At 67.9% G+C, this 24,954-nt stretch carries 27 protein-coding genes and 1 riboswitch; of the genes, 13 read left to right on the forward strand and 14 right to left on the reverse strand.

Features of this window, described 5'->3' with window-relative positions:
* The first annotated feature begins 113 nt into the window (after positions 1-113).
* Entirely contained in the window at positions 114-1,001 is an 888-nt protein-coding gene (locus GGQ61_RS01530) for a hypothetical protein (protein ID WP_183769612.1), read from the forward strand.
* Here GGQ61_RS01530 and GGQ61_RS01535 read toward each other — a convergent pair.
* The gene (locus GGQ61_RS01535; protein WP_183769613.1) at positions 998-1,609 is read right to left on the reverse strand and encodes a glutathione S-transferase family protein; all 612 of its coding nucleotides are present in this window, start codon (positions 1,607-1,609) and stop codon (positions 998-1,000) included. The two genes, GGQ61_RS01530 and GGQ61_RS01535, sit on opposite strands and share 4 nt — an antisense overlap.
* A 138-nt stretch (positions 1,610-1,747) precedes the next feature.
* Between GGQ61_RS01535 and GGQ61_RS01540 the strand changes: the two genes are divergently transcribed.
* Complete coding sequence (locus tag GGQ61_RS01540; RefSeq protein WP_183769614.1) at positions 1,748-2,293, forward strand: methylated-DNA--[protein]-cysteine S-methyltransferase; 546 nt, start codon at positions 1,748-1,750, stop codon at positions 2,291-2,293.
* Here the strand turns inward: GGQ61_RS01540 and uvrA are convergent.
* On the reverse strand, positions 2,290-5,187 hold the full coding sequence (gene uvrA, locus GGQ61_RS01545) for an excinuclease ABC subunit UvrA (protein ID WP_183769615.1): 2,898 nt from the start codon (positions 5,185-5,187) through the stop codon (positions 2,290-2,292). The two genes, GGQ61_RS01540 and uvrA, sit on opposite strands and share 4 nt — an antisense overlap.
* Before the next feature lie 243 nt (positions 5,188-5,430).
* On the opposite strand from uvrA, the gene GGQ61_RS01550 reads away from it, so the two are divergent.
* From GGQ61_RS01550 to GGQ61_RS01560, 3 genes are read left to right on the forward strand one after another with little or no spacing between them, the layout of a single operon-like run.
* A complete protein-coding gene (locus GGQ61_RS01550) occupies positions 5,431-5,637 on the forward strand; it encodes a hypothetical protein (protein ID WP_183769616.1) in 207 nt (68 codons plus the stop codon).
* Positions 5,634-5,855: a hypothetical protein gene (locus GGQ61_RS01555; protein WP_183769617.1), complete on the forward strand. Its 222-nt coding sequence runs from the start codon at positions 5,634-5,636 to the stop codon at positions 5,853-5,855. The genes GGQ61_RS01550 and GGQ61_RS01555 overlap by 4 nt, the downstream gene beginning before the upstream one ends.
* Positions 5,843-7,498, forward strand: coding sequence for an N-acyl-D-amino-acid deacylase family protein (locus tag GGQ61_RS01560; RefSeq protein WP_183769618.1), 1,656 nt, complete (start codon positions 5,843-5,845; stop codon positions 7,496-7,498). The genes GGQ61_RS01555 and GGQ61_RS01560 overlap by 13 nt, the downstream gene beginning before the upstream one ends.
* 139 nt (positions 7,499-7,637) lie before the next feature.
* Here the strand turns inward: GGQ61_RS01560 and GGQ61_RS01565 are convergent, their stop codons facing one another.
* The 5 genes from GGQ61_RS01565 to ada all read right to left on the reverse strand — a co-directional run bounded on the left by GGQ61_RS01565 (position 7,638) and on the right by ada (position 11,973).
* Positions 7,638-8,441 (reverse strand): enoyl-CoA hydratase/isomerase family protein, encoded by an 804-nt coding sequence (locus GGQ61_RS01565; RefSeq protein ID WP_183769619.1) that lies wholly within the window; start codon positions 8,439-8,441, stop codon positions 7,638-7,640.
* 65 nt (positions 8,442-8,506) lie between these two features.
* Complete coding sequence (locus tag GGQ61_RS01570; RefSeq protein ID WP_183769620.1) at positions 8,507-8,839, reverse strand: hypothetical protein; 333 nt, start codon at positions 8,837-8,839, stop codon at positions 8,507-8,509.
* 24 nt (positions 8,840-8,863) lie between these two features.
* The gene (locus GGQ61_RS01575) at positions 8,864-10,081 is read right to left on the reverse strand and encodes a membrane dipeptidase (protein WP_183769621.1); all 1,218 of its coding nucleotides are present in this window, start codon (positions 10,079-10,081) and stop codon (positions 8,864-8,866) included.
* 111 nt (positions 10,082-10,192) lie between these two features.
* Positions 10,193-10,921 carry a 2OG-Fe(II) oxygenase gene (locus GGQ61_RS01580; protein ID WP_183769622.1) on the reverse strand — a complete coding sequence of 243 codons (729 nt, stop codon included), beginning with the start codon at positions 10,919-10,921 and terminating at the stop codon, positions 10,193-10,195.
* A complete protein-coding gene (gene ada, locus GGQ61_RS01585) occupies positions 10,918-11,973 on the reverse strand; it encodes a bifunctional DNA-binding transcriptional regulator/O6-methylguanine-DNA methyltransferase Ada (protein ID WP_183769623.1) in 1,056 nt (351 codons plus the stop codon). The genes GGQ61_RS01580 and ada overlap by 4 nt, the downstream gene beginning before the upstream one ends.
* A gap of 253 nt (positions 11,974-12,226) precedes the next feature.
* Here ada and GGQ61_RS01590 point away from each other — a divergent pair, with 253 nt between their 5' ends.
* Positions 12,227-13,816 (forward strand): ABC-F family ATP-binding cassette domain-containing protein, encoded by a 1,590-nt coding sequence (locus GGQ61_RS01590; protein ID WP_183769624.1) that lies wholly within the window; start codon positions 12,227-12,229, stop codon positions 13,814-13,816.
* Here GGQ61_RS01590 and GGQ61_RS01595 read toward each other — a convergent pair.
* Positions 13,813-14,724, reverse strand: a complete 912-nt coding sequence (locus GGQ61_RS01595) for a PAS domain-containing protein (protein ID WP_183769625.1) — start codon at positions 14,722-14,724, stop codon at positions 13,813-13,815. The genes GGQ61_RS01590 and GGQ61_RS01595 overlap by 4 nt on opposite strands.
* 253 nt (positions 14,725-14,977) lie before the next feature.
* On the opposite strand from GGQ61_RS01595, the gene GGQ61_RS01600 reads away from it, so the two are divergent.
* The 3 genes from GGQ61_RS01600 to GGQ61_RS01610 are packed head-to-tail and all read left to right on the forward strand — an operon-like array spanning position 14,978 to position 17,396.
* Positions 14,978-15,403 carry a TadE/TadG family type IV pilus assembly protein gene (locus tag GGQ61_RS01600; protein WP_183769626.1) on the forward strand — a complete coding sequence of 142 codons (426 nt, stop codon included), beginning with the start codon at positions 14,978-14,980 and terminating at the stop codon, positions 15,401-15,403.
* Positions 15,403-17,076, forward strand: coding sequence for a TadG family pilus assembly protein (locus GGQ61_RS01605; RefSeq protein WP_246370411.1), 1,674 nt, complete (start codon positions 15,403-15,405; stop codon positions 17,074-17,076). Before GGQ61_RS01600 ends, GGQ61_RS01605 begins: the two co-directional genes overlap by 1 nt.
* 17 nt (positions 17,077-17,093) lie before the next feature.
* Positions 17,094-17,396, forward strand: a complete 303-nt coding sequence (locus GGQ61_RS01610; protein ID WP_183769627.1) for a hypothetical protein — start codon at positions 17,094-17,096, stop codon at positions 17,394-17,396.
* Between the two features lie 7 nt (positions 17,397-17,403).
* Here GGQ61_RS01610 and GGQ61_RS01615 read toward each other — a convergent pair whose 3' ends face one another.
* The 5 genes from GGQ61_RS01615 to GGQ61_RS01635 form a co-directional block, all read right to left on the reverse strand.
* Entirely contained in the window at positions 17,404-17,832 is a 429-nt protein-coding gene (locus GGQ61_RS01615; RefSeq protein WP_183769628.1) for a hotdog domain-containing protein, read from the reverse strand.
* 8 nt (positions 17,833-17,840) lie between these two features.
* Complete coding sequence (locus GGQ61_RS01620) at positions 17,841-18,338, reverse strand: 6,7-dimethyl-8-ribityllumazine synthase (RefSeq protein WP_183769629.1); 498 nt, start codon at positions 18,336-18,338, stop codon at positions 17,841-17,843.
* Between the two features lie 99 nt (positions 18,339-18,437).
* A riboswitch (FMN riboswitch) is annotated at positions 18,438-18,594 on the reverse strand.
* Between the two features lie 223 nt (positions 18,595-18,817).
* Entirely contained in the window at positions 18,818-19,261 is a 444-nt protein-coding gene (locus tag GGQ61_RS01625; protein WP_183769630.1) for a flagellar basal body protein, read from the reverse strand.
* An 11-nt stretch (positions 19,262-19,272) separates the two neighbouring features.
* Positions 19,273-19,578: a rod-binding protein gene (locus GGQ61_RS01630; protein WP_183769631.1), complete on the reverse strand. Its 306-nt coding sequence runs from the start codon at positions 19,576-19,578 to the stop codon at positions 19,273-19,275.
* Positions 19,578-20,684 carry a flagellar basal body P-ring protein FlgI gene (locus GGQ61_RS01635; RefSeq protein ID WP_183769632.1) on the reverse strand — a complete coding sequence of 369 codons (1,107 nt, stop codon included), beginning with the start codon at positions 20,682-20,684 and terminating at the stop codon, positions 19,578-19,580. Before GGQ61_RS01635 ends, GGQ61_RS01630 begins: the two co-directional genes overlap by 1 nt.
* Positions 20,685-20,885: 201 nt before the next feature.
* Between GGQ61_RS01635 and fliX the strand changes: the two genes are divergently transcribed.
* The 4 genes from fliX to GGQ61_RS01655 all read left to right on the forward strand — a co-directional run bounded on the left by fliX (position 20,886) and on the right by GGQ61_RS01655 (position 24,156).
* Positions 20,886-21,317, forward strand: a complete 432-nt coding sequence (gene fliX / locus GGQ61_RS01640; RefSeq protein ID WP_183769633.1) for a flagellar assembly regulator FliX — start codon at positions 20,886-20,888, stop codon at positions 21,315-21,317.
* Positions 21,318-21,416: 99 nt separating this feature from the next.
* Positions 21,417-21,845 carry an RNA polymerase-binding protein DksA gene (gene dksA / locus GGQ61_RS01645; RefSeq protein WP_183769634.1) on the forward strand — a complete coding sequence of 143 codons (429 nt, stop codon included), beginning with the start codon at positions 21,417-21,419 and terminating at the stop codon, positions 21,843-21,845.
* A gap of 128 nt (positions 21,846-21,973) precedes the next feature.
* Complete coding sequence (locus GGQ61_RS01650; protein ID WP_183769635.1) at positions 21,974-23,638, forward strand: NAD+ synthase; 1,665 nt, start codon at positions 21,974-21,976, stop codon at positions 23,636-23,638.
* Positions 23,635-24,156 carry a GNAT family N-acetyltransferase gene (locus tag GGQ61_RS01655; RefSeq protein ID WP_183769636.1) on the forward strand — a complete coding sequence of 174 codons (522 nt, stop codon included), beginning with the start codon at positions 23,635-23,637 and terminating at the stop codon, positions 24,154-24,156. The genes GGQ61_RS01650 and GGQ61_RS01655 overlap by 4 nt, the downstream gene beginning before the upstream one ends.
* On the opposite strand, the gene GGQ61_RS01660 is transcribed toward GGQ61_RS01655, so the two are convergent.
* Positions 24,153-24,755, reverse strand: coding sequence for an LOG family protein (locus GGQ61_RS01660; protein ID WP_183769637.1), 603 nt, complete (start codon positions 24,753-24,755; stop codon positions 24,153-24,155). The genes GGQ61_RS01655 and GGQ61_RS01660 overlap by 4 nt on opposite strands.
* Positions 24,756-24,954 lie beyond the last annotated feature (199 nt).

A 24,954-nucleotide genomic window follows, 5' to 3' on the forward strand; every position in this document is an offset into this window, starting at 1 on the left:
ACGATCGTAACACTTCGCGAGCGGGGCCTTGCGAAGGTTGCACCCGCCCACCAGAATCCGCAGCCAAACAGAGGCCGACTCGTTATTAGCGACGGCTTGGCCAGAGGATTGAGATGAGCGCGTTTTCGGCGACTGACGCCGCTTTCGAGGGTTTCCGACTGACGCGCGAACGCCCAAGGACGGTTCTCGTCTGGGCGGTCCTATGTTTCCTGGTCAGCATCTGCAGCGCCATCTACCTGACCACCGCGGGTCGCGAGGCGAGCGCCGTGCTGGAAGCGGGCCCGGCCGACACGCCTGATCCCGCCGCGCTGGGCCAGATGGTCACGGTGCTGTTACCGATGATGATCTTCGGCCTGCTGTTCCAATGCCTGATGGCGGCGGCAGTCTATCGGGTGACCCTGCGCCCCGACGATCGCGGCTTCGCCTTTCTCAAGGTAGGCATGGACGAGGTTCGACTCGTTCTGCTGACCTTTGTCTACTTCCTGTTGGCGCTCGCCGCGATCATCGCTGCAGTGTTGGTGGCCGGGCTGATCGCCGCCCTCGTAATGATGCTGGCCGGTCAGGGCGCAGGCGCGATGATGGGCATCGTCATCGAGTTCTTCATCCTCGGCGTCCTGTTCTACACCGCCGTGCGGCTGTCGCTGGCCCCGGCCATCACCTTTGCTGAGCATCGGCTGGCGATTTTCGACTCTTGGCGGCTGACCAAGGGACAGTTCTGGAAGCTGACCGGCGCCTACGTCCTGGCCATCTGCGGCATCATCGCCATGTCTCTGCTGGTGCTCGTGATCTTCACCGCTGCGGTGGCCATCACCCAAGGCGGCGACATCCAGGCGGCGGGCAAGATGTTCAATCCGGACAGCACGTCTGTGCAGTCCTACTTCACCCTGACCACGGTGCTGTATCTGCTGGTCTCGGGCTGGTTGACGGCGATCTACTACGCCGTGGTGATCGCCCCCGCCGCCGTGGCGTATCGGGGGCTCACCAAGGCGACCGCCGCCTAGGCGTCGGCGCTCGGTCGGGCCTTCACCCGCTCACGCCAGGCCTTGAGGTTGGCGAATTCGTCCTCGACCGGCAGGCCGATCCATTCGGCGAAGTCGACCGTCGAGAGCAGGCAGATGTCGGCCATGGTGTAGCTGTCGCCGACCAGGAACTCACGGCCATCCAACTCGCGGTCCAGGTACTTCTGGGCGCCTTGGTACGTTTCCTTATTGGATTCGCCGAAGTCCTTGAACTGGGTCAGCAGCGCGGCCGTGTAGGGATGTGCATGGCGCCAAAAGTTGCCGACCGGCATCATCACCGCGAACTCGACGCGGCGGATCCACTGGTCGACGAGAGCCTTCTCGACCGCGGTGCGCCCGAACAGCGGCGGCTCGGGATGGGTCTCTTCGAAGTAGCGGCAGATGGCGACGGTCTCGGAGATGCAGGTCCCGTCGTCCAGTTCGAGCGCGGGAAGTTGGCCCATGGAGTTCTTGGCCCGGAAGTCGGCGGACTTGTGCTCGCGCTTTCTCATATCGACCGGCGTCTCGGGCAGGTCGATGCCCTTCTCAGCCAGGAAGATCCGCACGCGGCGGGGGTTCGGCGCCGGCATCGGCGCGCCGTAAAGTTTCATTGGATCGCTCCCTAATCTCTAAAATATGGACGCGAGGCTATTTCGAACGGGCGTTTGAATGCAAGTCTCATCGAACCCCCTGACGTGAGAGTCCGAAAGCCGCGAGCGGGGGGTAGGGGCGAGTGCTAGGATCGTCCAATGAGTGATGGCTTCGCCCTCTTCGACACCGCCATCGGCCTCTGCGGCGTCGCCTGGAACGCGCGCGGCCTCGCCGGCGTCATGCTGCCGCTCAGCGAAGGCGGCGATCCGCGCGGGCGCATGACCCGTCGCCATCCTGAAGCTGACGAGGGCGAGCCGCCGCCCGCCGTGGCCGAGGCGATCGCCGGCATGCAAGCCGTGCTGCGCGGGGAAAAGCGCGACCTGCTGGAAGTGGCGCTCGACGACGGGGCGATCGCGCCGCTGGCGAAGCGGGTCTACGCCATCGCCCGGGCGATCCCGCCGGGCCAGACCCTGACCTATGGCGACATCGCCCGCCGTCTGGGCGACGTCAGCCTATCGCGCGCCGTCGGCCAGGCGCTGGGCGCCAACCCCTGGCCGATCGTCGTGCCCTGCCACCGCATCCTGGCGGCCGGCGGCCGCAAGGGCGGCTTTTCGGCTCCCGGCGGCGCCGACACCAAGCTGCGCATGTTGGAGATCGAGGGCGCGCTGGCCCCTGACACCCTCCCGCTGTTCAGCGGTCGCTAGGCCCGCAGCTTCGCCCGCCGCTCGTTGCGGCGCTTATCGTGCTTTTCGAGGATCTCGGCCAGGTAGCGGCCGGTCCAGCTATTGTGACTGGCCGCGACTTGCTCGGGACTGCCCTGGGCGACGATCTCGCCGCCGCCGTCGCCGCCCTCGGGGCCGAAGTCGACGATCCAGTCGGCGGTCTTCACGACATCCAGGTTGTGCTCGATGACGACCATGGTGTTGCCCTGGTCGGCCAGCTCGTGCAGCACCTCGAGCAGCTTCTTGACGTCTTCGAAGTGCAGGCCCGTGGTCGGCTCGTCGAGGATGTAGAGCGTCTTGCCGGTCGCCCGCCGCGACAGCTCCTTGCTGAGCTTCACCCGCTGGGCCTCGCCGCCCGACAGCGTCGTGGCCGACTGCCCGACCTGGACATAGCCGAGGCCGACGCGCTTCAGCGTCTCCATCTTGTCGCGCACCGGCGGCACGGCCTTGAAGAAGTCGGCGGCCTCTTCGACGGTCATGTCCAGCACGTCGGAGATCGACTTGCCCTTGAACAGAACCTCGAGCGTCTCGCGGTTGTAGCGCTTGCCGTGGCAGACGTCGCAGGTGACGTAGACGTCCGGCAGGAAGTGCATCTCGATCTTGATCAGCCCGTCGCCCTGGCAGGCCTCGCAGCGGCCGCCCTTGACGTTGAAGCTGAACCGGCCGGGCCCGTAGCCGCGCGCCTTGGACTCCGGCAGGCCTGCGAACCAGTCTCGGATCGGCTGGAAGGCCCCGGTGTAGGTCGCCGGGTTCGAGCGCGGCGTGCGCCCGATCGGCGACTGGTCGATGTCGATGACCTTGTCGAAGTTCTCCAGCCCCTCGATCTTGTCGTGCGGAGCCGGGGCGTCCGAGGCGTTGTGCAGCCGCCGGGCGGCCGCCTTGTAAAGCGTTTCGATCGTGAAGGTCGACTTGCCGCCGCCGGACACGCCGGTGATGCAGGTGAAGGTCCCGACGGGAATCTCGGCCGTCACGTTCTTCAGGTTGTTGCCGGTGGCCCCGACGACGCGCAGCACCTTCTTCTTCGAGATCGGTCGGCGGTCCTCCGGGATTTCGATCTCGCGGACGCCGGACAGGTACTGCCCGGTGATGCTGCTCGGATTATCCATCACCTGCTGGGGCGTGCCCTCGGCCACGACCTCGCCGCCATGGACGCCGGCGGCCGGGCCCATGTCGATGACGTAGTCGGCGGTCATGATCGCCTCTTCGTCATGCTCGACCACCAGCACCGAGTTGCCGAGGTCGCGCAGGCCCTTGAGGCTTTCGAGCAGCCGGGTGTTGTCGCGCTGGTGCAGGCCGATCGACGGCTCGTCCAGCACGTACAGCACGCCAGTCAGGCCCGAGCCGATCTGGCTGGCCAGGCGGATGCGCTGGCTTTCGCCGCCCGACAGCGTGCCTGAGGCGCGGCTCATATTGAGGTAGTCGAGCCCGACATTGACCAGGAACCGCAGGCGGTCGTTGATCTCCTTCAGGATCCGCCGGGCGATCTCCATCTGCTTGTCGGTCAGATGTTTGTCGAGCGCGGTGAACCACTCGCCGGCGTGCCTGATCGACAACCGGCTGACCTCGCCGATGTGCTTGCCGTCGATCTTCACGGCCAGGGCTTCGGGCTTCAGGCGGTAGCCGTTGCAGGCCTCGCAGGGCGTTTCGGACTGGTAGCGGCCCAGTTCCTCGCGCACCCACGACGAATCCGTCTCGCGCCAGCGACGCTCCAGGTTCGGCAGCACGCCCTCGAAGGTCTTATTGACCTCGTACTTGCGGGCGTTGTCGTCATAGACGAACTTGATCTTCTCGCTACCCGATCCGTAGAGCACCACAGTCTTGGCGCCTTCGGGCAGCTTCCACCACGGCATATCCATCGAGAAGCCGTAGTGGGCGGCCAGCGCCTGCAGGGTCTGGGTGTAGAGCGGCGAGGGACCCTTGGCCCAAGGCGCGATGGCGCCCTTGTGCAGCGTCTTGTCCTTGTCGGGCACGACCATGTCGGCGTCGAAGGCGAGCTTGGCGCCCAGGCCGTCGCAGACCGGGCAGGCGCCGTAGGGATTGTTGAACGAGAACAGCCGCGGCTCGATCTCGCTGATCGTGAAGCCGGAGACCGGACAGGCGAACTTCTCCGAGAAGATCAGCCGCCGCGGCTCATCCTCGCCCTCGGCCTTGTCGGCCCATTCGGCGGTGGCGATGCCGTCGGCCAGCCGCAAGGCGGTCTCCAGGCTGTCGGCATAGCGGGTTTCCATCCCGCCCTTGGTGACCAGGCGATCCACGACAACGTCGATGTCGTGCTTGAACTTCTTGTCGAGCGCCGGGGCGTCCTCGATCGGATAGAACTCGCCGTCGATCTTCAGCCGCTGGAACCCGGCCTTCTGCCATTCAGCGATTTCCTTACGGTACTCGCCCTTGCGGCCGCGCACGACGGGGGCCAGCAGGTAGATGCGCTCGCCGTCGGGCAGCGCGGTCAGCTTGTCGACCATCTGGCTGACGGTCTGGCTCTCGATCGGCAGGCCGGTCGCCGGGGAATAGGGAACGCCCACTCGCGCCCACAGCAGGCGCATGTAGTCGTGGATCTCGGTCACCGTGCCGACGGTGGAGCGCGGATTGCGGCTGGTGGTCTTCTGCTCGATCGAGATGGCTGGCGACAGGCCCTCGATCAGATCCACGTCCGGCTTGCTCATCAGCTCGAGGAACTGGCGCGCATAGGCCGAGAGGCTCTCGACATAACGGCGCTGGCCCTCGGCGTAGATCGTATCGAACGCCAGCGAGCTCTTGCCCGAGCCGGAAAGTCCGGTCAGCACGACGAGTTCTCCGCGCGGAATGTCCACGCTGACGTCTTTCAGATTGTGCTCGCGGGCGCCGCGGACACGGATGAAATTGAGCTGTTCGGCCATATTTTTCCGGAAAACGCTTGCAGCCGCCGATGCCCTCAGCGGCTCTCGTCCAATGTAGTTCCGAGACTCACCGATAACACGGGAACATTCAGAGAACAAACCCGCTGCGGCGATATCACCGGCAGGTTCTAGCGCCGCCCTTGCACAAACCTGTCAGCAATGTTGTCAGCAGGGCGGCGATTTCCCCTGGACTTACGCGGCGGAGGGGCAAGCAGCGTTTCGTCCATAAGACGGAGGAAGCCCATGGACCTGACCCCACAGCGGCGCTTCGTGACCCCGCTGGCGGGCGAGCGCGTCGAGGATCTGGCCGCCCGCGCGCTGCCGGACGAACCGCTCGACAGCGCCGTCGACAAGATCCGCAGCTGGAACCTGCACATCTTCGCCATGCGCAAGCCGGCCGGCCTGATCCTCGGCAGCGACGTGGTGTTCGTGGAGCCGCCGCGGCGATGAACGCCGAGGCCGTGATCGCCGGGGCGGAGATCGCCGCCGGCCATGACGGCTCGGCCGAACTGGTGCTGCGCTTGCGCTACCCAAACGGCGGGCAGGGCGTGGTGGTGCTGGAGGCCGACAAGGGCCTCGAACTCATGGCCGCCTGCGGGGCGGCGCACCTGGACGAGCTGGCCGGGCATTCCTGGCGCAAGCTGCTGGAGGGAACATGTTCGACGTGATCGTGCGTAACGGGCTGGTGGTCGACGGCTCCGGTGAGAAGGCCTTCAAGGGCGATGTGGCGGTGAAGGACGGCCTGATCGTCGCGGTCGGCGACGTCTCGGGACCCGCGCGGCGCGAGATCGACGCCGGCGGGCGGGTCATCGCGCCAGGCTTCATCGATCCGCACACGCACTTCGACGTCCAACTGCTGTGGGACGGCGCGGCGCGCCCGGCGCTGGAGCATGGCGTCACCTGCATTGTCCCCGGCAACTGTTCGCTGTCGCTGGCGCCGCTGAAGGCCGCGGACCGGCCCAAGGTCGTCGGCATGTTCCAACAGATCGAGGAAATGCCGCCCGAAGCCTTCACCCAGGCGTTCGACTGGAGTTGGGAGGACTTCGCCGGCTATCGCGACGCCATCGCCCGCAACCTCTCGATCAATGTCGCGCCGCTGGTCGGCCACAGCGTCATCCGCCTCTGGGTGATGGGCGAGGCGGCCCAGCAACGCACGGCGACCGCCGACGAGATCGCCGCCATGCAGGAGCTGCTGCGCGAGTGCCTGGCCGCTGGCGCGGTCGGCCTGTCCACCAGTTTTGTCGATCTCGATGAGCACGGTCGCCCGGTGCCGAGCCGCTTCGCCGACTTTGCAGAACTGGACGCGCTGTCGGCGGTGCTGGGCGAGTTCGGCCGCATGCTCCAGTGCGTGCCGGAGTTCTACGATGTCGACATCACCATCGCCCGCATCGACCAGCTCTCGGAGCTGTCGCTGAAGCACGCCATTCCGACCACCTTCTCTCCGGTGTTCGACAACACCTCGACGCCCGACAACGCTCCGCGGATCCTCGCCCGGGTCGAGGAGCAGTTCGCGCGCGGCGCGCGGGTCTGGCCTCAGATGCAGACGCGGCCGATCGACATCAGCTTCTCGCTGCTGCGACCCAGCCTGTTCTTTGCGCGGCTGCCGCGCTGGGTGCGGGTGCTGCGCCAGCCGCTGGAGGCGCGGCTGCATTCGCTCAACGACCCCGAGACCGTCGCCAAGATGGTCGAGGACCTCGGCCCCGACGGCGGCCGCAAGATGATGGGCAGGCTGATCGTGCGCGGCGGCGACGCTGCGCCAGCCGAGATGGTCGGTCGCACGCTCGGCGAGATCGCCGCCGAGCGCGGCCAGGTTCCGGCCCAGGCGCTGATCGACATCTCGCTGGCTCACGGCCTGGACGTCGCCTTCCTGGCCGCCGACATGGGCCACGAGGACACCGACCGCATAGGCCCGATGCTCGCCCATCCGCTGGTTCACATCGGGGCCAGCGACGGCGGCGCTCACATCGCCTCGTTCTCGACCTACGGCGACACCGGCTATCTGTTCAGCGAGTTCGTCCGCAAGGGGCTGATGAGTCTGGAGCATGCGGTCCGCAAGATCACCGCCGAGACCGCCGACATCTGGGGCCTGAAGGGCCGCGGCCGGCTGACGCCCGGCCACGCCGCCGACATCGTGGTCTTCGATCCGGCGACCATCGACCGGGCCGAGGAACGGCCGGTGTTCGACATGCCAGGCGAGGGGATGCGCTACGTCCGCGACGCCCGCGGCGTCGACGCGGTGCTGGTCAACGGCGAGGTGGCGTACCTGGGCGGGGCCTATACCGAGGCGCGGTCTGGGGTGGTCTGCGTCTAGGCGCCTTTCGGTTTTATCCCAGTGTGCGAAGCAAGACCGGGATCCATGGCCGCTGCGCTTCGCCCGTCGCCAGGTGCTGCCGGGCGAGGAAAAGCAGCGCCTGCGCCGGCTGCTCGACGAACGGGACCGCGAGTAGGCTTTAGCCTTCCCGCCGCTCGTAGCGGGGCGGGCGCTTCTCCAGGAAGGCCGCGACGCCCTCGCCGAAGTCGCCGTCCAGGCTGGCGAGGATCTGGTTGCGGTCCTCCATGGCGATGGTCGCCTCCAGGCCCTGGGCGTCGATCGCGTGGTTCAGCGCCTCCTTGGTCAGGCGCAGGCCCAGCGGCGTGGCGTGCAGCATGTCGGCGGCGAAGCTCTGCGCCTCGGCCTGCATCGCCTCAGGCGCGACGACCCGGCTGACCAGGCCCAGTTGATAGGCGCGCTCGGCGTCGATGAAGCGGCCGGTCAGCATGTACTCCGCAGCCACCGAAGAGCCGACCATCCGCGGCAGGAAGTAGCTGACCCCGATGTCGCAGGCCGACAGCCCGATGCGGATGAAGGCGGCGTTCATGCGGGTCTTCGGCGTGGCGATCCGCACGTCCGAGGCCAGCGCCAGGGCGAAGCCGCCGCCGCTCGCCGCCCCGTCGACACAGGCGATGATCGGCTGCGGGCAACGGCGCATGGCGATGACGATCTCGCTGATCTGCCGCTGGCCGGTCAGGCTGGCGCCGACCGAGCGGCCGCCCGGCGCGGCGGTGTTGCGCTCCTTGAGGTCCAGCCCGGCGCAAAACGCCCCGCCGGCGCCGCACAGCATCACCACCCGCACGTCGCGCCGCCAGTAGAGCCCGACGAAGAAGTCGCGCAGCTCCTCGACCAGCTTGCGGTTCAGAGCGTTCAGCCGCTCGGGCCGGTTCATGGTCGCCCAGACGACGTCGCCGTCCTGGCGCAGGTCGAGGTGTTCGTACATCGCAGGCCCTCCGAGGTTTCGAAGGAGTCTGCGCCCGCCGCCGCCGCGTCAGGCAAGCGATGGGATCAGTCGGAGAGGTCCTTGGGGCTGCGAAGTCTGCCGACCAGATCGCGGCGCTTGGCCGTGTCGTAGAGCGCGGCTCCCATCATCGCCCCTCGAGCCCAGACCATGAGATGATAGCCGGCTGTGATCGCCGTCGCGAGAACTACGCCGCGGACGGCGCCCTCCAGCGACAAGCCCTCGGTGCGCGCAGTCAAGGTAAGCAGCGCTGCGGAGCCGATCGCGGAGTACGTGAAAAGACTCGTCAGGCGCTTGGGGCGCGCCACGGCGTCCCAAGCGATCGCCGCGACGTAGAGCAACAGGAACAGCGCAATCAGAAGGCCATCAACCAGTGACAACGTGGTTGCTCCCGGGATGCGCGGCTACTTCGCCTTCAGCTCGTCGGCCTGCTTCAGCACCCGCAGGGCGTTGCCGCCCCAGAACTTCGCCAGATCGTCCTTGGTCCACCCGGCCGCGACCAGCCGCTCGGTCAGGGCCGGGAAATAGGTGATGTCGTCGAAGCCCTCGATGCCGCCGCCGCCATCGAAGTCGCCGGAGACCCCGATGTGGTCCTTACCGGCGACCTGAGCCGCGTGTTGGATGTGCTTCATCAGGTCGTCCATGTTGGCGCGCGGCATCGGGTATTTGTCCTCGATGGCCTTGCGCGCGGCGCGGTAAGCCTCGCGCTTCTCGGCGGGCACGTCGCGCGGCGAGCCCCAGGTCTTGTTGAGTTCGGCCAGCGCCGCCCGGCGCTCCGGAATGTCCGGCATGTCCTTCATGTAGCCGGAGAAGGCGTTGATCTGGATGACGCCGCCCTTCGCCGCCAACTTGCGCAGCAGGTCGTCGGGGACGTTACGCGGGTGGTTGTAGATCGCCTTGGCGCCAGAGTGCGACAGGATGATCGGCGCCTTGGACAGATCCAACATCTGGTCCAGCACCTGGTCCGAGGCGTGGCTGGCGTCGAGCAGAATCCCCAGCCGGTTGGCCTCGGCGACGAATTGCTTGCCCAGCGGCGAGAGGCCGCCGTGAATCGGGCCCTTCGGATCGGTGGCGCTGTCGGCCAAGTCGTTGTTGGCGAAGTGGACCGGCGACATCATCCGCACGCCCATGTCGTAGAAAGTCTTCATCAGCGTCAGGTCGCCGGCGACGGGCGAGCCGTTCTCCATGCTGATGTAGACGAAGCGCTTGCCGCTCTGGCTGATCGCGGCGGCCTCGTCGGCCTTGGTCGCCAGGGCGAAAATGTCGTCGTTCTTGGCGACCATCTCGTGGATGACCATGGTCCGCAGCAAGGCATGGTCGCGCGCGGCGATGTTGCCTTCCTTGGTGTTGGCGCCTTGCGGCGTGAAGACCACGAAGAAGCCGCCGTCGACGCCGCCCTCGACCATCCGCGGATAATCGACCTGGCTGCCGTCCTCGACCCTGTTGCGGGCGCGGATGTCGAAGCTGGGGTTCGCCTCGTTCGCAGGGGTGTCGAAGTGGGTGTCCAGCACGATCAGGTTTTCGTGCAGGATCTTGGTCTCGGGCTTCACCTTGGGAGCCTGGGCCAGGACAGGCGAAGCGCTCGCCAACAGAACCGCGAGCGGAAGACCAAACTTGAACACGAACACCACTCCCCGAAACCTGAATGGCGCGAACCTTCAGCATTCCGGAGAGTCTGCGCAAGCCTCAGTTGTCCCGCGTCGGCGCGGCGCCTGAATTTCAGGCGCTCGCGGTCATGACGCGTCGTGAAAGATGACGCCCAGGGTGTGGCGCTGGCCGCTGCGCAGCTGGCTGACACCGTGACGCATAACGACGCGATAGCTGCCGCGAGTACCGCGCACCGGCCGGTGGTGGACCGCGAAGATCAGTCCGTCGCCCTGGCGCAGCGGCGCGACCTCGGCCCGCGACTGCATCCGCGGCCGCTGCTCTGTCAGCACGAACTCGCCGCCGGTGAAGTCGCGCCCCGGCTCCGACAGCAGGACCGCCAACTGCAGCGGGAAGACATGCTCGCCATAGAGGTCCTGATGCAGGCAGTTGTAGTCGCCGGGCCCGTACTCCAGCAGCAGCGGCGTGGGCCTCTGCTGGCCGGCGGCGTGGCAGCGCGCCAGGAAGGCGGCGTGGTCGTCGGGATAGCGCGCCGCGATCCCCATGGCCTCGTTCCAGCGGTTGGCGATCGGAACCAGCCGCGGATAGAGCCGGGTCCGCAGCCCGCCGACCAGGGCGGGGAGGGGATAGGCGAAGTACCGATACTCCCCGCGCCCGAAGCCGTGGCGGCTCATCACCACTCGGCTGCGGAAGCCGTCCTCGCGGCCATAGAGGCCTGAGATCGCCGCGCACTCGTCCGGCGTCAGCAGGCCGGGCAGGAGAGCCGAGCCCTGGGCGTCGAGGTCGCGCTCGACCTGGGGCCAGTCGAAGGACGCCAGGCGCCCTTCACCGGTCGGAGGGGAGGCCAGGGCGCTCATGCCGCGGCCTCGCGGTCCAGCAGGGCGCGCTTGCGCTCAACGCCCCAGCGGTATCCCGACAAGGCGCCGTCGTTGCGCACCACCCGATGGCAGGGGATGGCGACGGCCAGGGCGTTGGCCGCGCAGGCCTGGGCCACGGCGCGGACCGCGGCCGGCTTGCCGATCTTGGCCGCGACGTCGGCGTAGCTGGCGGTCTGGCCGGCCGGGATCTCGGCCAGCGCCTGCCAGACCCGCTGCTGGAACGCCGTGCCGCGCACGTCGAGCGGCAGGTCGAGGCCCAGCCGCGGCTGTTCGACGAAGCCGACGACCGTGGCGACCAGCGCCTCGAAGTCCGCATCGCCGCCGATCAGCTCGGCCTTGTCGAACCGGTCCTGCAGGGCGCGCAGCAGGCTGTCCGGGTCGTCGCCGAACAGGATCGCGCAGACGCCTTTGTCGGTGGCCGCGACCAGGATCGAGCCCAGCGAGCACTCGCCGACCGCAAAGCGGATCTGCGCGGCCTCACCGCCCGCCCTGAACCGGGTCGGGGTCATGCCCAGCACCTTGTCCGACTGCTCGTAGAAGCGGCCGCCGGAATTGAAGCCGGCGTCGTAGATCGCGTCGGTGATGGTGCCGGCCTCGCCCAGCGCCTGGCGGACCCGCTCGGCGCGCCGCGCGTCGGCATAGGCCTTGGGCGTCACGCCGGTCACCGACTTGAACACCCGGTGGAAGTGGAACGGGCTCATCCCCGCTTCCGCCGCCAGCGCCTCCAGGCCCGGGGCCTCCTCGGCGCTCTCGATCAGCTGGCAGGCTGCGGCGACGGCTGCGGCGTTGCGCTGGGCGAGCGGCGCCTGGTCGGGCTTGCATCGCTTGCAGGGTCGAAAACCGGCGGCCTCGGCGTCTGCGGTCGTCGCGTGGAAGGCGACGTTCTCGGGGCGCGCCGGCCGCGCGGCGCAAGAGGGGCGGCAGTACACGCCGGTGGTGCGAACCGAATAGAAAAACGCGCCGTCGGCGGCGGCGTCGCGGGCGGCCAGCGCGGCCCAGCGGGCGCTCTCGGTGTCGAATGCGATCTGCATCTCAAATGCTCCATCGATCTGGTGAGCGATGGGATAGGCCCGCGGGCGGGGGCTGAAACTCCGGCTCTTGCTTTCAAATCCGCATCCCGGGGCCCGCCTGCAAGCGCGGCCGCAGCGACAGGTCCGGAAACCGCGATTTGCGAAGCTGCGCGCCGGCCCCTATATCGGACGCTCACCGCAAGGAGACGGCCCACCATGGACATCGCGACGGACACCCACCTCGTCCTGAACGCCAATCTGTCCACGGTTTCCCATGTCCGCCTTCCTCACGCTCGACGGCCTTTCGTACAAAACGCCTGACGGCCATCCGCTTTTCGATGATCTGACCCTCGCCTTCGGGGCCGAACGCACCGGCCTCGTGGGGCGCAACGGCGTGGGCAAGACCACGCTGATTCGGCTGATGCTGGGGGAGATCGCGCCCGCGGCCGGCGCCGTCGCCGTACGCGGCCGCGTTGGCGTCCTGCGCCAGGCCCTGGCGCCGCCGCCGGGCGCCAGCGTCGCCGATGTCCTGGGGCTCGCCGGCGACCTCGCGCGCCTGGACCGCATCGAAGCCGGCGAGGGTGATGGCGACGACTTCGACCAGGCCGACTGGGCCTTGCCCTCGCGGCTCGAGGCGGCCTTCGCCCAGGTCGGCCTGCCTGGGCTCGATCCGGCCCGTCCGGCGGCCGAGCTCAGCGGCGGCCAGGCGACACGCGCGGCGCTGGCCGGGCTGCTCGCGGGCGAGCCGGACCTGCTGATGCTCGACGAGCCGACCAACAACCTCGACGCCGAGGCCCGCGAACTGATCGCCCAGGTGCTGGCCGGCTGGAAGGGCGGGGCGGTGGTGGTCAGCCACGACCGCGCCCTGCTGCGCCAGATGGACCGCATCGTCGAGCTGACCAGTCTGGGGGCCAAGGTCTATGGCGGCGGCTACGATCTCTATGCCGAGCGCAAGGCCCAGGAGGAGGCGGCCGCCGCCCGCGATCTCGCCGACGCCGAACGGACCCTGGCCCGGGTCGAGCGCGAGAGCCAGGTCGCCCGCGAGCGCAAGGCCCGCCGAGACGCCGCCGGCCGCAAGTTCGCCGCCAAGCGCAGCGAACCGAAGATCCTGCTCGGCGGCATGGCCGAGCGGGCCGAGAACTCCGGCGCCCGCGAGGGGCAGGTGGCCGAACGGCTGCGCGAGCAGGCCGCCGGGGACCTGGCCGAGGCGCAGGGCCGCGTCGAGCGGCTGCGGCGGCTGGCCTTCGAGCTGCCGCCGTCAAGCCTGGCTGCCGGCAAGACGGTGCTGGCCTTCGAGGAGGTCGACTTCGCCTATCCCGGCGCGCCGCCGGTGCTCCGTGGGATATCGCTGCGTGTCACGGGCCCCGAGCGTGTCGCGATCACGGGTCGAAACGGCGCCGGCAAGTCAACGCTGATCGGGCTGGCGACGGGCGAGCTGGCGCCGAGCTCCGGCCGGATCACTCATGGCGCCCGCGCCGCCCTGCTCGACCAGAAGACGGCCATGTTCCGGTCCGACGAGACCCTGGTCGCGGCCTTCCAGCGTCTGAACCCCGGCGCGACGCGCAATGACGCCCATGCTGCGCTGGCCCGATTCCTATTCCGTAACACCGCGGCGGAGAAGCCGGTGTCGGCGCTCAGCGGCGGCGAGCGCCTGCGCGCAGCCATGGCTTGCATGCTGATGTCGGAGACCCCGCCGCAGCTCCTGGTGCTGGACGAACCGACCAACCACCTCGACCTCGACTCGATCGCGGCGGTGGAGGCGGCGCTGCGCGGCTACGACGGGGCGATCCTGGTGGTCAGCCACGACCGCGATTTCCTGGGCGCCATCGAGGTTGATCGCGAAGTGCGGTTGGCCGGGGACTAGGCCTGGCTCGCGTCGACGGTGACCGCCGCGATCAGTCCGTCGGGCGCCAGGTCGCGGACGACCGTCGCCAGCCCGATGCGGACCGGCAGTTCGCCGCCGTCCTTGACCAGCAGGGTGGTGGCGATCTGGCTCGGTTGGCCGCCCTGCAAAATCGCTTCGAGCGCTGCGGTCAGTTCTGCGCGGTCGCGCGGCCGGGCGATGTCGGGCAGCCGGCAGGAGATCAGTTCGTCGGCCGAGAAGCCGAGCATCTTGGCGAACCCTGCATCGATGGTGGTCAGCACGCCGCGCACATTGAGCCGCAGCACCATCACTTGCGGCAGCATCGACAGCGCCGCATCCAGCGCGCGCGCCTCGTTGAGCTGGGCCTGCATCTCGCGCTCGGCCGTGCGGTTCTGTATGAGCACCGCGACGCCACCCGGATAGGGAAACGCGCGGAAGGCGTACCTCCGCACGCCAGGCGCGTCGCCGGGCGCCTCGAACTCCAGGGTCTCGCCGGTGCGCAGGGCGCGTTTGAGCTGTTCGCCCATCAGCGAGCGGGCGGTCGGCGGGAACAGGTCTTCCCAGAAGCGGCCAACGAGCTGCGAGGCGCTGTGGCCGACCAAAGCCTCCAACACGTGATTCACCTCGGTGATATGCAGCTGGGCATTCAAGGCCATGAAGGCCTCGGTCACATGGTCGAGGATCGCATGCTGGCTGGTCTCATAAGAAGGCGCGTTGTCTTCGGACGAGTGGAGGGAGGCGCCCCCCTTAAATGCGGAGTAGTAGTCAGCTGACACTAGGACAACCCGAGGTCGTCCATGGTGGGTGACTATGACCGGACCGCCCAATGCTCGGTCCTGCCACTGTCCAAAATTTCGGCTGATCTCACCGGCCGTGACGACCGAAGGTTCTCCGTGGCCGTTGCTCATCGCTCTTCGAGCTTCGCGTGAATTCCGCGGAGTGCGCAATTCCCGGAAGGCTCGCCCCCAAGCCCACTACGCTTAACCAAACGCTTGCGTTGCTTCGTGGCTGAATGCAACTCAAAAACGACTCTGGAAATGAACATCGTCTTTTCGCAAAAGTCGCGCATATTGCGTACTTTGCGCGATTACTCTCCGCAAACGCGAGAGGTCGCATGATCCCCGAACGACAAGGCTCAAGAATTGAGCAAGAGGTGGGGATATGCGGGCTTCAGACCGCAGGAACAGCTTCAGGAAAGACCAGCGTGGCGTAGCGGCGATCGAGTTCGCCTTCGTTGGTCCGATACTTATCGTGCTGATGTTCGCGATCGTCTGTTATGGCGGATACTTCTGGATCGCCCACGCCGTACAACAGTTAGCGAACGACAGCGCTCGTGCTGCGATCTCAGGTCTGGACGACACGGAGCGACGCACCCTCGCACAGAGCTCGCTGACAGCGGGTATGAACGACTACGCCTATCTCAATCCGACCGGTACAGCGGTGACCGTCGTGCGCTCTTCTGACCGGCTGTCGGTCAAGGTCGTCTACGACGCGTCCGACTCCGGCTTCTGGGGCATGGCCAAGCTGGTTCCCATGCCGTCGCCGAAGATCGAGCGCAGCGCCGCCGTGCGGCTGGGAGGCTACTGATGCGGCTGCGTCCGACGCCCCTGCGCGGACTGGCCGAAGACACTGGCGGCAGCGTCTCGATGATGATGGCGATGAGCTTCATCACCCTTCTGGGCGCCGCCGCGCTCGCCGTCGACGTCGGCTCCCTGTTCCTGCAGTCGCGAAAACTTCAGGGGATCGCCGATCTCGCCGCCATTTCAGCCGCCCGGGACGTGGGCCGCGCGACCACCGCCGCGCAGGCGACTGCGGCTGAAAACGGCTGGGGCCGGCCGTTGAACGTCCAGGTCGCGCTCGGCCGGTACGATCCGGACCCCGCGCTCGCGCCCAGCGCGCGGTTTCAGACCGGGGGGAGCAATCCCAGCGCCGCGCGGGTCACCGTCAGCGGCGAGGCGGACCTGTTCTTCGGCCGGCTGCTGCTCAACCGGGAGACGGTCACTCTGACTCGGCGGGCGACGGCCGCCCGCGCCGACATGGCCAGCTTCTCCATCGGCACGCGCCTGGCCTCGCTGCAGGGCGGAATCGCCAACCAGCTGCTCAGCGGCCTGACCGGCAGCACCATCTCGCTCAACGTCATGGACTACAACGCCCTGGCCGGGGCCAAGGTCGATCTCTTCAAGTACTCCGATCTGCTGCGCCTCAACGCCAATCTCGAGGCCGCCTCCTACGACAAGGTGCTCGGGACCGACATTTCCACCGGCAAGGCGCTGAGAATCCTGGGGGATCTGCTGCAGGGCAGCGGCGACATCCAGGCCGCCAGCGCCGCGCGCAAGCTGGCGGTGGCCGCCGGCGACGGCAAGAAGATCAAGCTCGACGCCCTGTTGGACCTTGGCCCTTACGGCGCCCAGGACCACGTCGCCGGCGGCAGCGGCGCGAAGATCGAGCTCGCGGCCCAGGACTTGGCAAACGCCCTGGTGGTGCTGGCGGGCGAGGGACGGCAGGTGAAGCTGGACCTCGGTGCAAGCGTTCCCGGGGTCACCGACGTCGATGTCTGGCTGGCGATCGGCGAGCGGCCAAACAACTCGCCGTGGCTGACCGTCGACCGCGACGGCCAGGTGGTGGTCCGCACCGCCCAGACCCGTCTCTATCTGAAGGCCCAGGCGCTGAGTGTGCTCGGCCTGCTTGGGGCTCAGCCGATCACGTTGCCCGTGCTGGTCGAGGCCGCGTCGGGCGAGGCCAAGCTGGCGAGCATGGAGTGCCCGGCAAGCCTCTCGGCTCAAGCCGCGACGCTGTCGGTGCGGCCGAGCGTCGGGCGGATCGTGATCGGCGAGATCGACACGGCCAAACTCAACAACTTCAAGCAGAACCTGACCGTTTCGCGAGCGAAGATCGCCGACCTCCTGCTGGTCAAGGCGACGGCCAAGGCGGACGTGCAGATCGGCGGTCAGAGTTGGAAGACCGCCCGCTTCACACGCGCCGACATTCAGGCCGGAACCATCAAGACCGTCGCCACCGACGACATCGCCAAGGCGACCGTCTCCAGCCTGCTCGGCAATCTGGACCTCGATGTCGACATCCTGGGGATAGGCCTTGGGCTCGGCCCGATCACCTCGGCCCTGTCGGGGACGCTGGGCGCGATCGCCGCGCCCCTGGAGGGGGTGCTCAACGCGCTGACCGGCCTGTTGGGCGTGCGGCTGGGCGAGGCGGACGTACAGTTGAACGGTCTGCGGTGCCGCGACGCGGCGCTGGTGGCCTGAGGGGAGGGGAAAGCAAAATGATCGGCCCGCTATATGACGAGGTCGAGGGGCCTGACGCGGGCGGCGGTGCGCCGGATGTCGGCCCGATCGACGTTGGCTTGCCGAAGGTTACGCCGGGATCGGGACCGCCGACGCCCGCCAGCATTCGCAGCCGCCTGCACGTGATATGCGCGCTCTATGCGCACACCCCGCAGCCGGACCGCCGCCTGGCGCTTCTCGACCACCTCGAGCGGATGACCCTCGAGGCGGCCGAGTCGTTGGCGGCGCACCTGCTAGCCAGCGGGTGGCGACCCCGGAACGACACGCCCGAGGCCGCCTGACCCTGCTCTAGGCGGCGGCCTTCCGCACCACGCGGAAAGTGCCGTTGGCCCGCGCGCAGGGTTCTCCGTCGGCGGTGACGAAGGCCTGAGCGAAGGCCAGGGTCGAGCCCGGCTTCACGAACACGGTGTCGAACTCCAGCCACTGGCCGATCTTGGCCGCGCCCAGGAAATCGAGGGCGAGGTTGACCGTCACCAGGCTGGCGTCCGGCCCCAGTCGATGCGCGCAGGAGAGCCCCATGGCGTTGTCGGCCAGGGCGCTGATCAGTCCGCCGTGCACCATGCCGCGGCTGTTGGTGTGCGCGGCCTCAGCCACCAGTCCCAGGATGACGGCGTCGTCGGTCCTGCGGCTGTAGATCGGCTCCCACGGGTCGGTGACCGGACTTTGCCGGAAGTGACGCTGGAAGCCGGGCGGGATGCGGACGATCTCCTGCATCATCCCATGCCTCACGCCGCCGCGGCGAGCTTGGCCAGGCTGGCGATGGTCTTGGCCACCGCCTGGGCCGCCTCCGCGCCCTTGGTCAGGAAGTGCTCGCGGAAGAAGGTCTGATGCACGTCGTGCTCATGGAAGTGATGCGGGGTCAGCACCACCGAGAACACCGGCACTTCGGTCGAAAGCTGGACCTGCATCAGGCCCGAGATCACCGTCGAGGCGACGAAGTCGTGGCGATAGATGCCGCCGTCGACCACAAAGCCGGCCGCGACGATGGCCGCGTACTTGCCGGTCTTGGCCAGGGTCTGGGCGTGCAGCGGAATTTCAAAGGCGCCGGGCACCTCGAACCGGTCGATAGCGCTCTCGGAGAAGCCGAGGCCGCCGATCTCCTTGAGGAAGCCCTGATAGGCGTTGTCGACGATCTCGCTGTGCCAGCCGGACTGGACGAACGCGATGCGGGCCAGACGGAAGGCGCCGTTGGCGGTGGGAACTTCGAAGTGGGTGACAGTCATGGTCAGATCCCTGAGTGGGGGTGAAACCACGACTCAGGGAGACGCTAGGCCCCAGCCAGGGAATCCCCACGCACGGCGTGCGCGAAGACTGGCCGTCGCCAGCGGTTCTCATAACCGGACTCTAACCGTCGGCTCCGGGATCACACCGGAATCTGCTGTCCCTGTCGGCCTATCAGCCGTCAGGCGCCCGCGGGCTCGTGCGGCCGAAGCCGCCATTACCGCCGGTGGGGACTTTCACCCCGCCCTGAGAACGCGGTCGCCGGAACAGCCCGACGACCAGCGCAAACTAGGCCCATGACCCAGGGTCAAACAAGCGTTTAATTTCTAAGGCGGGCCGCCAGAAGGGCTGACCACCAAATTGATCCGAGACGCCGGCAGATTCGTCATACCCGTCCGCGCATGCGTACCGGGCATCCATAAGCCCAGCGCTTTCCAGGGCGGCGGCCACGACGAGCCATGGTGAAAAGCCGGCGTGACGCCTAGGCCCGCTTGTTCAGCGTGATCGAGGTGGCCGAGGCCGCCGGCGAGGCCGCGCCGCCGCGGCCGTAGCCCGAGCCGGTGTTGCGCTTGGAGGCGACTTCCTCGGCGATCGCCCGGACCAGGCCCTCGGTGACGGTCTTGGCGGCGTCGAGCGCGCGGCCCTGGCGGGCCAGCACGGCGTCGAAGGCCTCGGTGGCGCGGATCAGCCGGGTGCGCTGCATCAGCGGCGCGCCGGCCACCAGGTTCGGGTTGGCGCGCACGCGGGCCGACTCGTGGCGGTAGATGTTGGCCAGCTTCGAGGTTTCCTCGATGTGCAGCGCCGCGTCCTGCGGCCGGCGCTCCTCGAACGCCAGCGCCTCGTGGGCGATCAACTCGGTTAGGCGCTCGGTCAGAACGATCAGTTGTTCGACGCGGTCGGTCGCGTCCGTGGCGGAGATCGCCATGCCAAACTCTCCTAACTCAAACCTTGAAGCTTCAACATTTCCTGGGCGACCCGGTCGGACAGGCCCACGCCCCCGGCCTTGGTCACCTGCTTGGCCATGGCGTCGCTCATGAACGACTTGAACGCCGCCTCGCCGTGGCCGCCGTTGAAGGGGGCCTCGGCGCCGACGTCCTTGAACATCTGGGTGAACATCACCGACAGGAACGAGCTCTCGAAGTCCTTGGCGGTCTTCTCGATCTGACCGCGCTTGGCCAGTTGCTCGGCGGTCAGCTGCGGCGTCCCCTGAGGCGGGATGCTGAAGGTGGAGCCCAGGTCCATCACATCACCTCGATGTCGGCTTGCAGCGCGCCGGCCGCCTTGATGGTCTGCAGGATCGAGATCATGTCCCGCGGGGTGACGCCCAAGGCGTTCAGCCCGGCGACCAGGCTGGCCAGCGAGGCCCCATCGCGCACGGTGATGAACTTCTTGCCCTTCTCTTCGTCCACCTGGACGTCGGACTGCGGCACCACCGCCGTCCGGCCCTGGCTGAACGGGGCCGGCTGGCTGACCGCCGGGCTCTCGCGCACGGTGATGGTCAGGTTGCCCTGGGCGATGGCGACGGTGGAGACGCGGACGTTCTCGCCCATGACGATGACGCCGGCGACCTCGTCGATCACCACCTTCGCCGGGCTGTCGGTCTCGACGCTCAGGTTTTCGACCTGGGACATGAACGAGACCATGTCCTGGCCCCCTGGCGAGCGGAGGGTGACGATCGTCGGGTTGTCGGCTCGCGCCGACCCCGGGAAGCGGGTGTTGACCGCGTCGGCGATCTTGCGGGCGGTGGAGAAGTCGGGGTTGCGCAGGGTCATGCGCAGTTCGCCCATGTTGGCCATCTGGAAGCCGATCTCGCGCTCGACGATGGCGCCGCCCGCGATCCGACCGGCCGTGGGCACGCCCTTCGAGACCGACGAGCCCGACGCGCCGCCGGCGGAGATCGAACCGGTCTGCACTGTGCCCTGGCTGACCGCGTAGGCCTGGCCGTCGGCGCCCAGCAGCGGGGTGACCAGCAGAGTGCCGCCCTGCAGGCTTTTCGCGTCGCCCATCGCCGAGACCGTGGCGTCGATCGGCGCGCCGGCGGCGACGAAGGCGGGGAGGCGGGCGGTCACCATCACGGCGGCGACGTTCTTGGTGTTGAGGTTGGTGTCGCGGGTGTTGACCCCCAGCCGCTCCAGCATGGCCTCCAGGCTCTGACGGGTGAACGGCGCGTTGCGCAGGCTGTCGCCGGTGCCGTTGAGCCCGACCACCAGGCCGTAGCCGACCAGCATATTGTCGCGCACGCCCTCGAACTCGACGATGTCCTTGATCCGCGACTTGGCGAGGGCCGGCCCGGAGACCAGGGCGGCGGCGATGAACGCGGCGCTGAAGAGGCGGAAGGTTCGGCGCATGGGACCTCGACGCAATACGGACGGCAAAGAGTTTGCTGGTCCCTTGCGACAGGCGTGCCAGTTCAATTAGCCAGCAAAATCAAAGGTGAGGGTTGGCGCCGCGCCGCGCGGCAGGCGCCTGGCGGCAGAAATTGCCCGGCATTAACCATACCATAAGCTTGCCCCGAGAGATTTGGGGCGAACCATGGTAGAGGGCCTTTCATGAAGGTCAGCGGAACAAGCGGCGTTGGATCCGCCGCCGGACCGGGCAAGGCTAAGCCCGCCGGCGGAGGAGGTTTCCAGATCGCCCAACCCCCGGCGGCGGCTGGCGCAGCGCAGGTCGCCCGCGCCGGCGGGGTGGGCGGCGTGATGAGCGTCGATGCGATCCTGGCCCTGCAGGACATCGGCGGACCGCTGGAACGCCGCCGCCGCGCGGTCGGCCGCGCCGGCAAGATCCTCGACGTTCTCGAAGACGTGAAGATCGCGCTCCTTTCCGGCGACGTCTCGATGGACGATCTAGAGCGCCTGAAACGGGCGGTCGCCGAGGAGCGTCAGGGCTGCGACGACGAACGCCTGGAAGGTGTATTGAACGAGATTGAAACCCGTGCTGCCGTGGAGCTAGCAAAACTCGAACGCGCGAATCGTGCGGCGTAATCGCCTACGGCGAGCAAGGTTCGTTGAAAGCGGATTTCTATTTGGTATAAGCAGCCCGCGTTTCGTCGGGTTGATGTACCGAGGGGGCTTGAGGCGTCTATGAGCACGGCCACGATGTTGGCGGAAAAGCCTGAATATCGTCCTTCCGAGGACGAGGAATTCATGAATGAGCGGCAGCTCGAGTATTTCAAACAGAAGCTGCTGAACTGGAAAGAGGACATCCTGCGGGAGTCCCGGGAAACTCTGGCTCACCTCCAGGCTGAGACAGAGAACCATCCTGATCTGGCGGATCGGGCGACGTCGGAAACCGACCGAGCCCTGGAGCTCCGCACCCGCGATCGCCAGCGCAAGCTGATCTCCAAGATCGACGAAGCGCTGCGGCGTATCGAGGACGGGTCGTACGGCTACTGCGAGGACACCGGCGAGCCGATCGGGGTCGCCCGCCTCGAAGCCCGTCCGATCGCGACGCTGAGCCTCGAGGCCCAGGAGCGGCACGAGCGCCGCGAACGGGTCCACCGGGACGACTAGATTTCAAGGGCGGTCTTTCGGGGCCGCCCTTTTTCTTTGCTGGCCGGTGATGGTTTCGCGGCGGCGAATTTGACCGCGCGCACGTCCCGGCTCTAGTCCAGCTCGATGACGGACGTTACATGACAGGCATGTCCACGCGCCTCGTCATCGCCGCCATTCAAGCCAACCCGACCGTGGGCGCGATCGCCCATAACGAGGCGCTGGCCCGTGAACGCCTGGCGCAGGCCAAGGCCGCCGGCGCCGACGTCGCGGTCTTCTCCGAGCTGTTCATCAACGGCTATCCGCCTGAGGACCTGGCGCTGAAGCCGGCGTTCTGGGCCGCCGGCAAGGCTGCGGTGGAGCGCCTGGCCCTCGACACCAAGGACGGCCCCGCCGCCCTGGTCGGAGTCATCTGGCCCAACGCCAAGGCGGGCGGGCGACCGCACAACGCCCTGGCTTTTCTCGCCGAGGGCGAGATCAAGGGTCTGGCGATCAAGGGCGACCTGCCCAACTACGGGGTCTTCGACGAAAAGCGCGTGTTCGAGGCCGGGGCCTCCGCCAGCGTCTTCGAATGGAAGGGCGTCAAGCTCGGCGCGCCGATCTGCGAGGACATCTGGTCCGACGCGATCTGCGCCGATCTGAAGGCCAAGGGCGCCGAGATCCTGCTGGTGCCGAACGGCTCGCCGTTCCGCCGCACCGCCGACCACGAGCGGATGGGCGTGGCCAAGGCGCGCGTCGCCGAGACCGGCATGCCGATGCTCTACGTCAACGAGGTCGGCGGCCAGGACGAGCTGGTCTTCGACGGCGGCTCCTTCGCGCTCTCGGCCCAGGGCGAGGTGGTCATGCGCCTGCCGATGTTCGAGGAAGCCTTCGCCCTGACCATCTGGGAAAAGGGCGCCGACGGATGGGCCTGCGTCGAGGCGCCGATGGCCGACTGGGTTTCGGGGCCTGAGGAGGTCTACCGCGCCATGGTCCTGGGCCTGCGCGACTATGTGAATAAGTCGGGTTTCCCGGGCGTGCTGCTGGGCCTCTCCGGCGGCGTCGACTCGGCGATCAGCGCAGTGGTCGCGGCCGATGCGCTCGGCCCGGATCGGGTCCGCTGCTTCATGCTGCCCTCGCGCTACACCAGCCAGGACAGCCTCGACGACGCCGAGGACTGCGCCAAGCGGCTGGGCGTGCGGCTGGACGAGATCTCCATCGTTCCCGCCATCGACGCCTTCGCCCAGATGCTGACCCCGCACTTCGAGGGCAAGGCCCCGGATCTGACCGAAGAGAACATCCAGGCCCGCGCCCGCGGCCTGTCGCTGATGGCGCTCTCCAACAAGCTCGGCCTGATGCTGATGACGACAGGCAACAAGTCGGAGATGGCGGTCGGCTACGCCACGCTCTATGGCGACATGTGCGGCGGCTACAACGTCCTCAAGGACATTTACAAGACCGAGGTCTATGCCGTCTGCGACTGGCGCAACGCCAACGATCCGTACGGCGTCGCCGCTGATCCGATACCCGAGCGCATCCTGACCAAGGCGCCGTCGGCCGAGCTGCGGCCCGACCAGAAGGACCAGGACAGCCTGCCGGAATACGCTGAACTCGACGCCATCCTGCACGGGCTGGTCGAGGAGGAGGCGACCCTCGACGAGATCGTCGCCCGTGGCCATGCGCCCGAGACCGTCGAGCGCATCCAGCGGCTCCTCTACAACTCCGAATACAAGCGCCGCCAGGCTGCCCCGGGCGTGAAGGTCGGCGCCCGCGCCTTTGGCCGGGACCGCCGCTATCCGATCGTCAACGGCTTCCGGGACGTGGTCAGCAAGTGATCGCACCCGTCATCGAGACCGAGCGGCTGATCCTGCGGCCGCACGCCAAGAGCGATCTCGACGACTGCGCCGCGCTGTGGCGCGATCCTGACGTCATCCGCCACATCGGCGGCCGCGCCTTCACGCGGGAGGAGTCCTGGGCGCGGCTGCTGCGATATGTCGGGCACTGGCGCGAGATGGGCTTCGGCTTCTGGGCGATCTGCGAGAAGCCGTCAGGCCGATTCGTCGGCGAACTGGGCCTGGCCGACTTCATGCGCGACTTCCAGCCCGGGTTCGGCGACACGCCGGAAATGGGCTGGGTGCTGAGCCCCTTGGTGCACGGCAAAGGCTACGCCAGCGAGGCGATCGCCGCGGCCCTGGCCTGGGCCGACGCCAATCTGGCCGGCGGGCGGACGGTCTGCATGATCAGCCCGCAGAACGAGCCCTCGCTGCGCGCCGCGGCCAAGGCCGGCTTCCGGGAGTACGCCCGCGCCGACTATCACGGCGAAGTGGTGCTGCTGGAGCGCTTTCGGCCTTAGGTCAGTTGGGCGACGTCGGCCGCGGCGTCGGGGCCGGCGGGCACGCCGCGGCGCAGGGCCGGGATGATCTCATCGATCGTGTCGACCGCGACCCAGCTCTCCATGAAGCTGGGCGGCGTCAGGTGCTGGTCGACCGTGTGCTGGAACAGGTGGAACAGGGGCTCCCAGAAACCGTCGGGATTGTAGAACACCACAGGTTTGCCGTGCAGGTCCAGGCGCCGCCAGGACAGCAGTTCGACCACCTCTTCCAGGGTGCCGATGCCGCCAGGCAGCACGACGAAGCCGTCCGAACGCTCGAACATCATCATCTTGCGCTCGTGCATCGACTCGACGGTCACCGTCTCGACGACGTCCAGCCGGCGCTCGCGCTCCTTCAGGAAGGCCGGGATGACGCCCAGAACCTTGCCGCCGGCCTCGTGCGCGGCGATGGCGCAGGCGCCCATCAAGCCGACCCCGCCGCCGCCATAGATCATCGTCAGCTCCGCGGCGGCCAAGCCGCGGCCGAGCTCGGCCGCGCTGGCCAGAAGGGCCGGATCGGCGGCATCCGAAGAGCCGCAGAAGACGCAAACGGAGTCGAGGCGGTCGGGCGCGTCGCCCATTTGATGAAGCTCCTGGAGAATCGACGCGGCGCGCTTGCGAAGGCGTCGGGAAAGACCGATTAGCTAGGCCGAGAGCCAAGGAGTTTCAAGCTGACCCGACGCCGCGCCGCCTTCTGCTTGCCGCTGTTGACGGCGATCGCTCTTGGGCTCGCCGCCTGCGGCCAGGAGCCGGCGCCCCGCGCGCCGACCGCTGCCAAGA

The organism is Phenylobacterium haematophilum, from assembly GCF_014196295.1.
Classification (GTDB): domain Bacteria; phylum Pseudomonadota; class Alphaproteobacteria; order Caulobacterales; family Caulobacteraceae; genus Phenylobacterium; species Phenylobacterium haematophilum.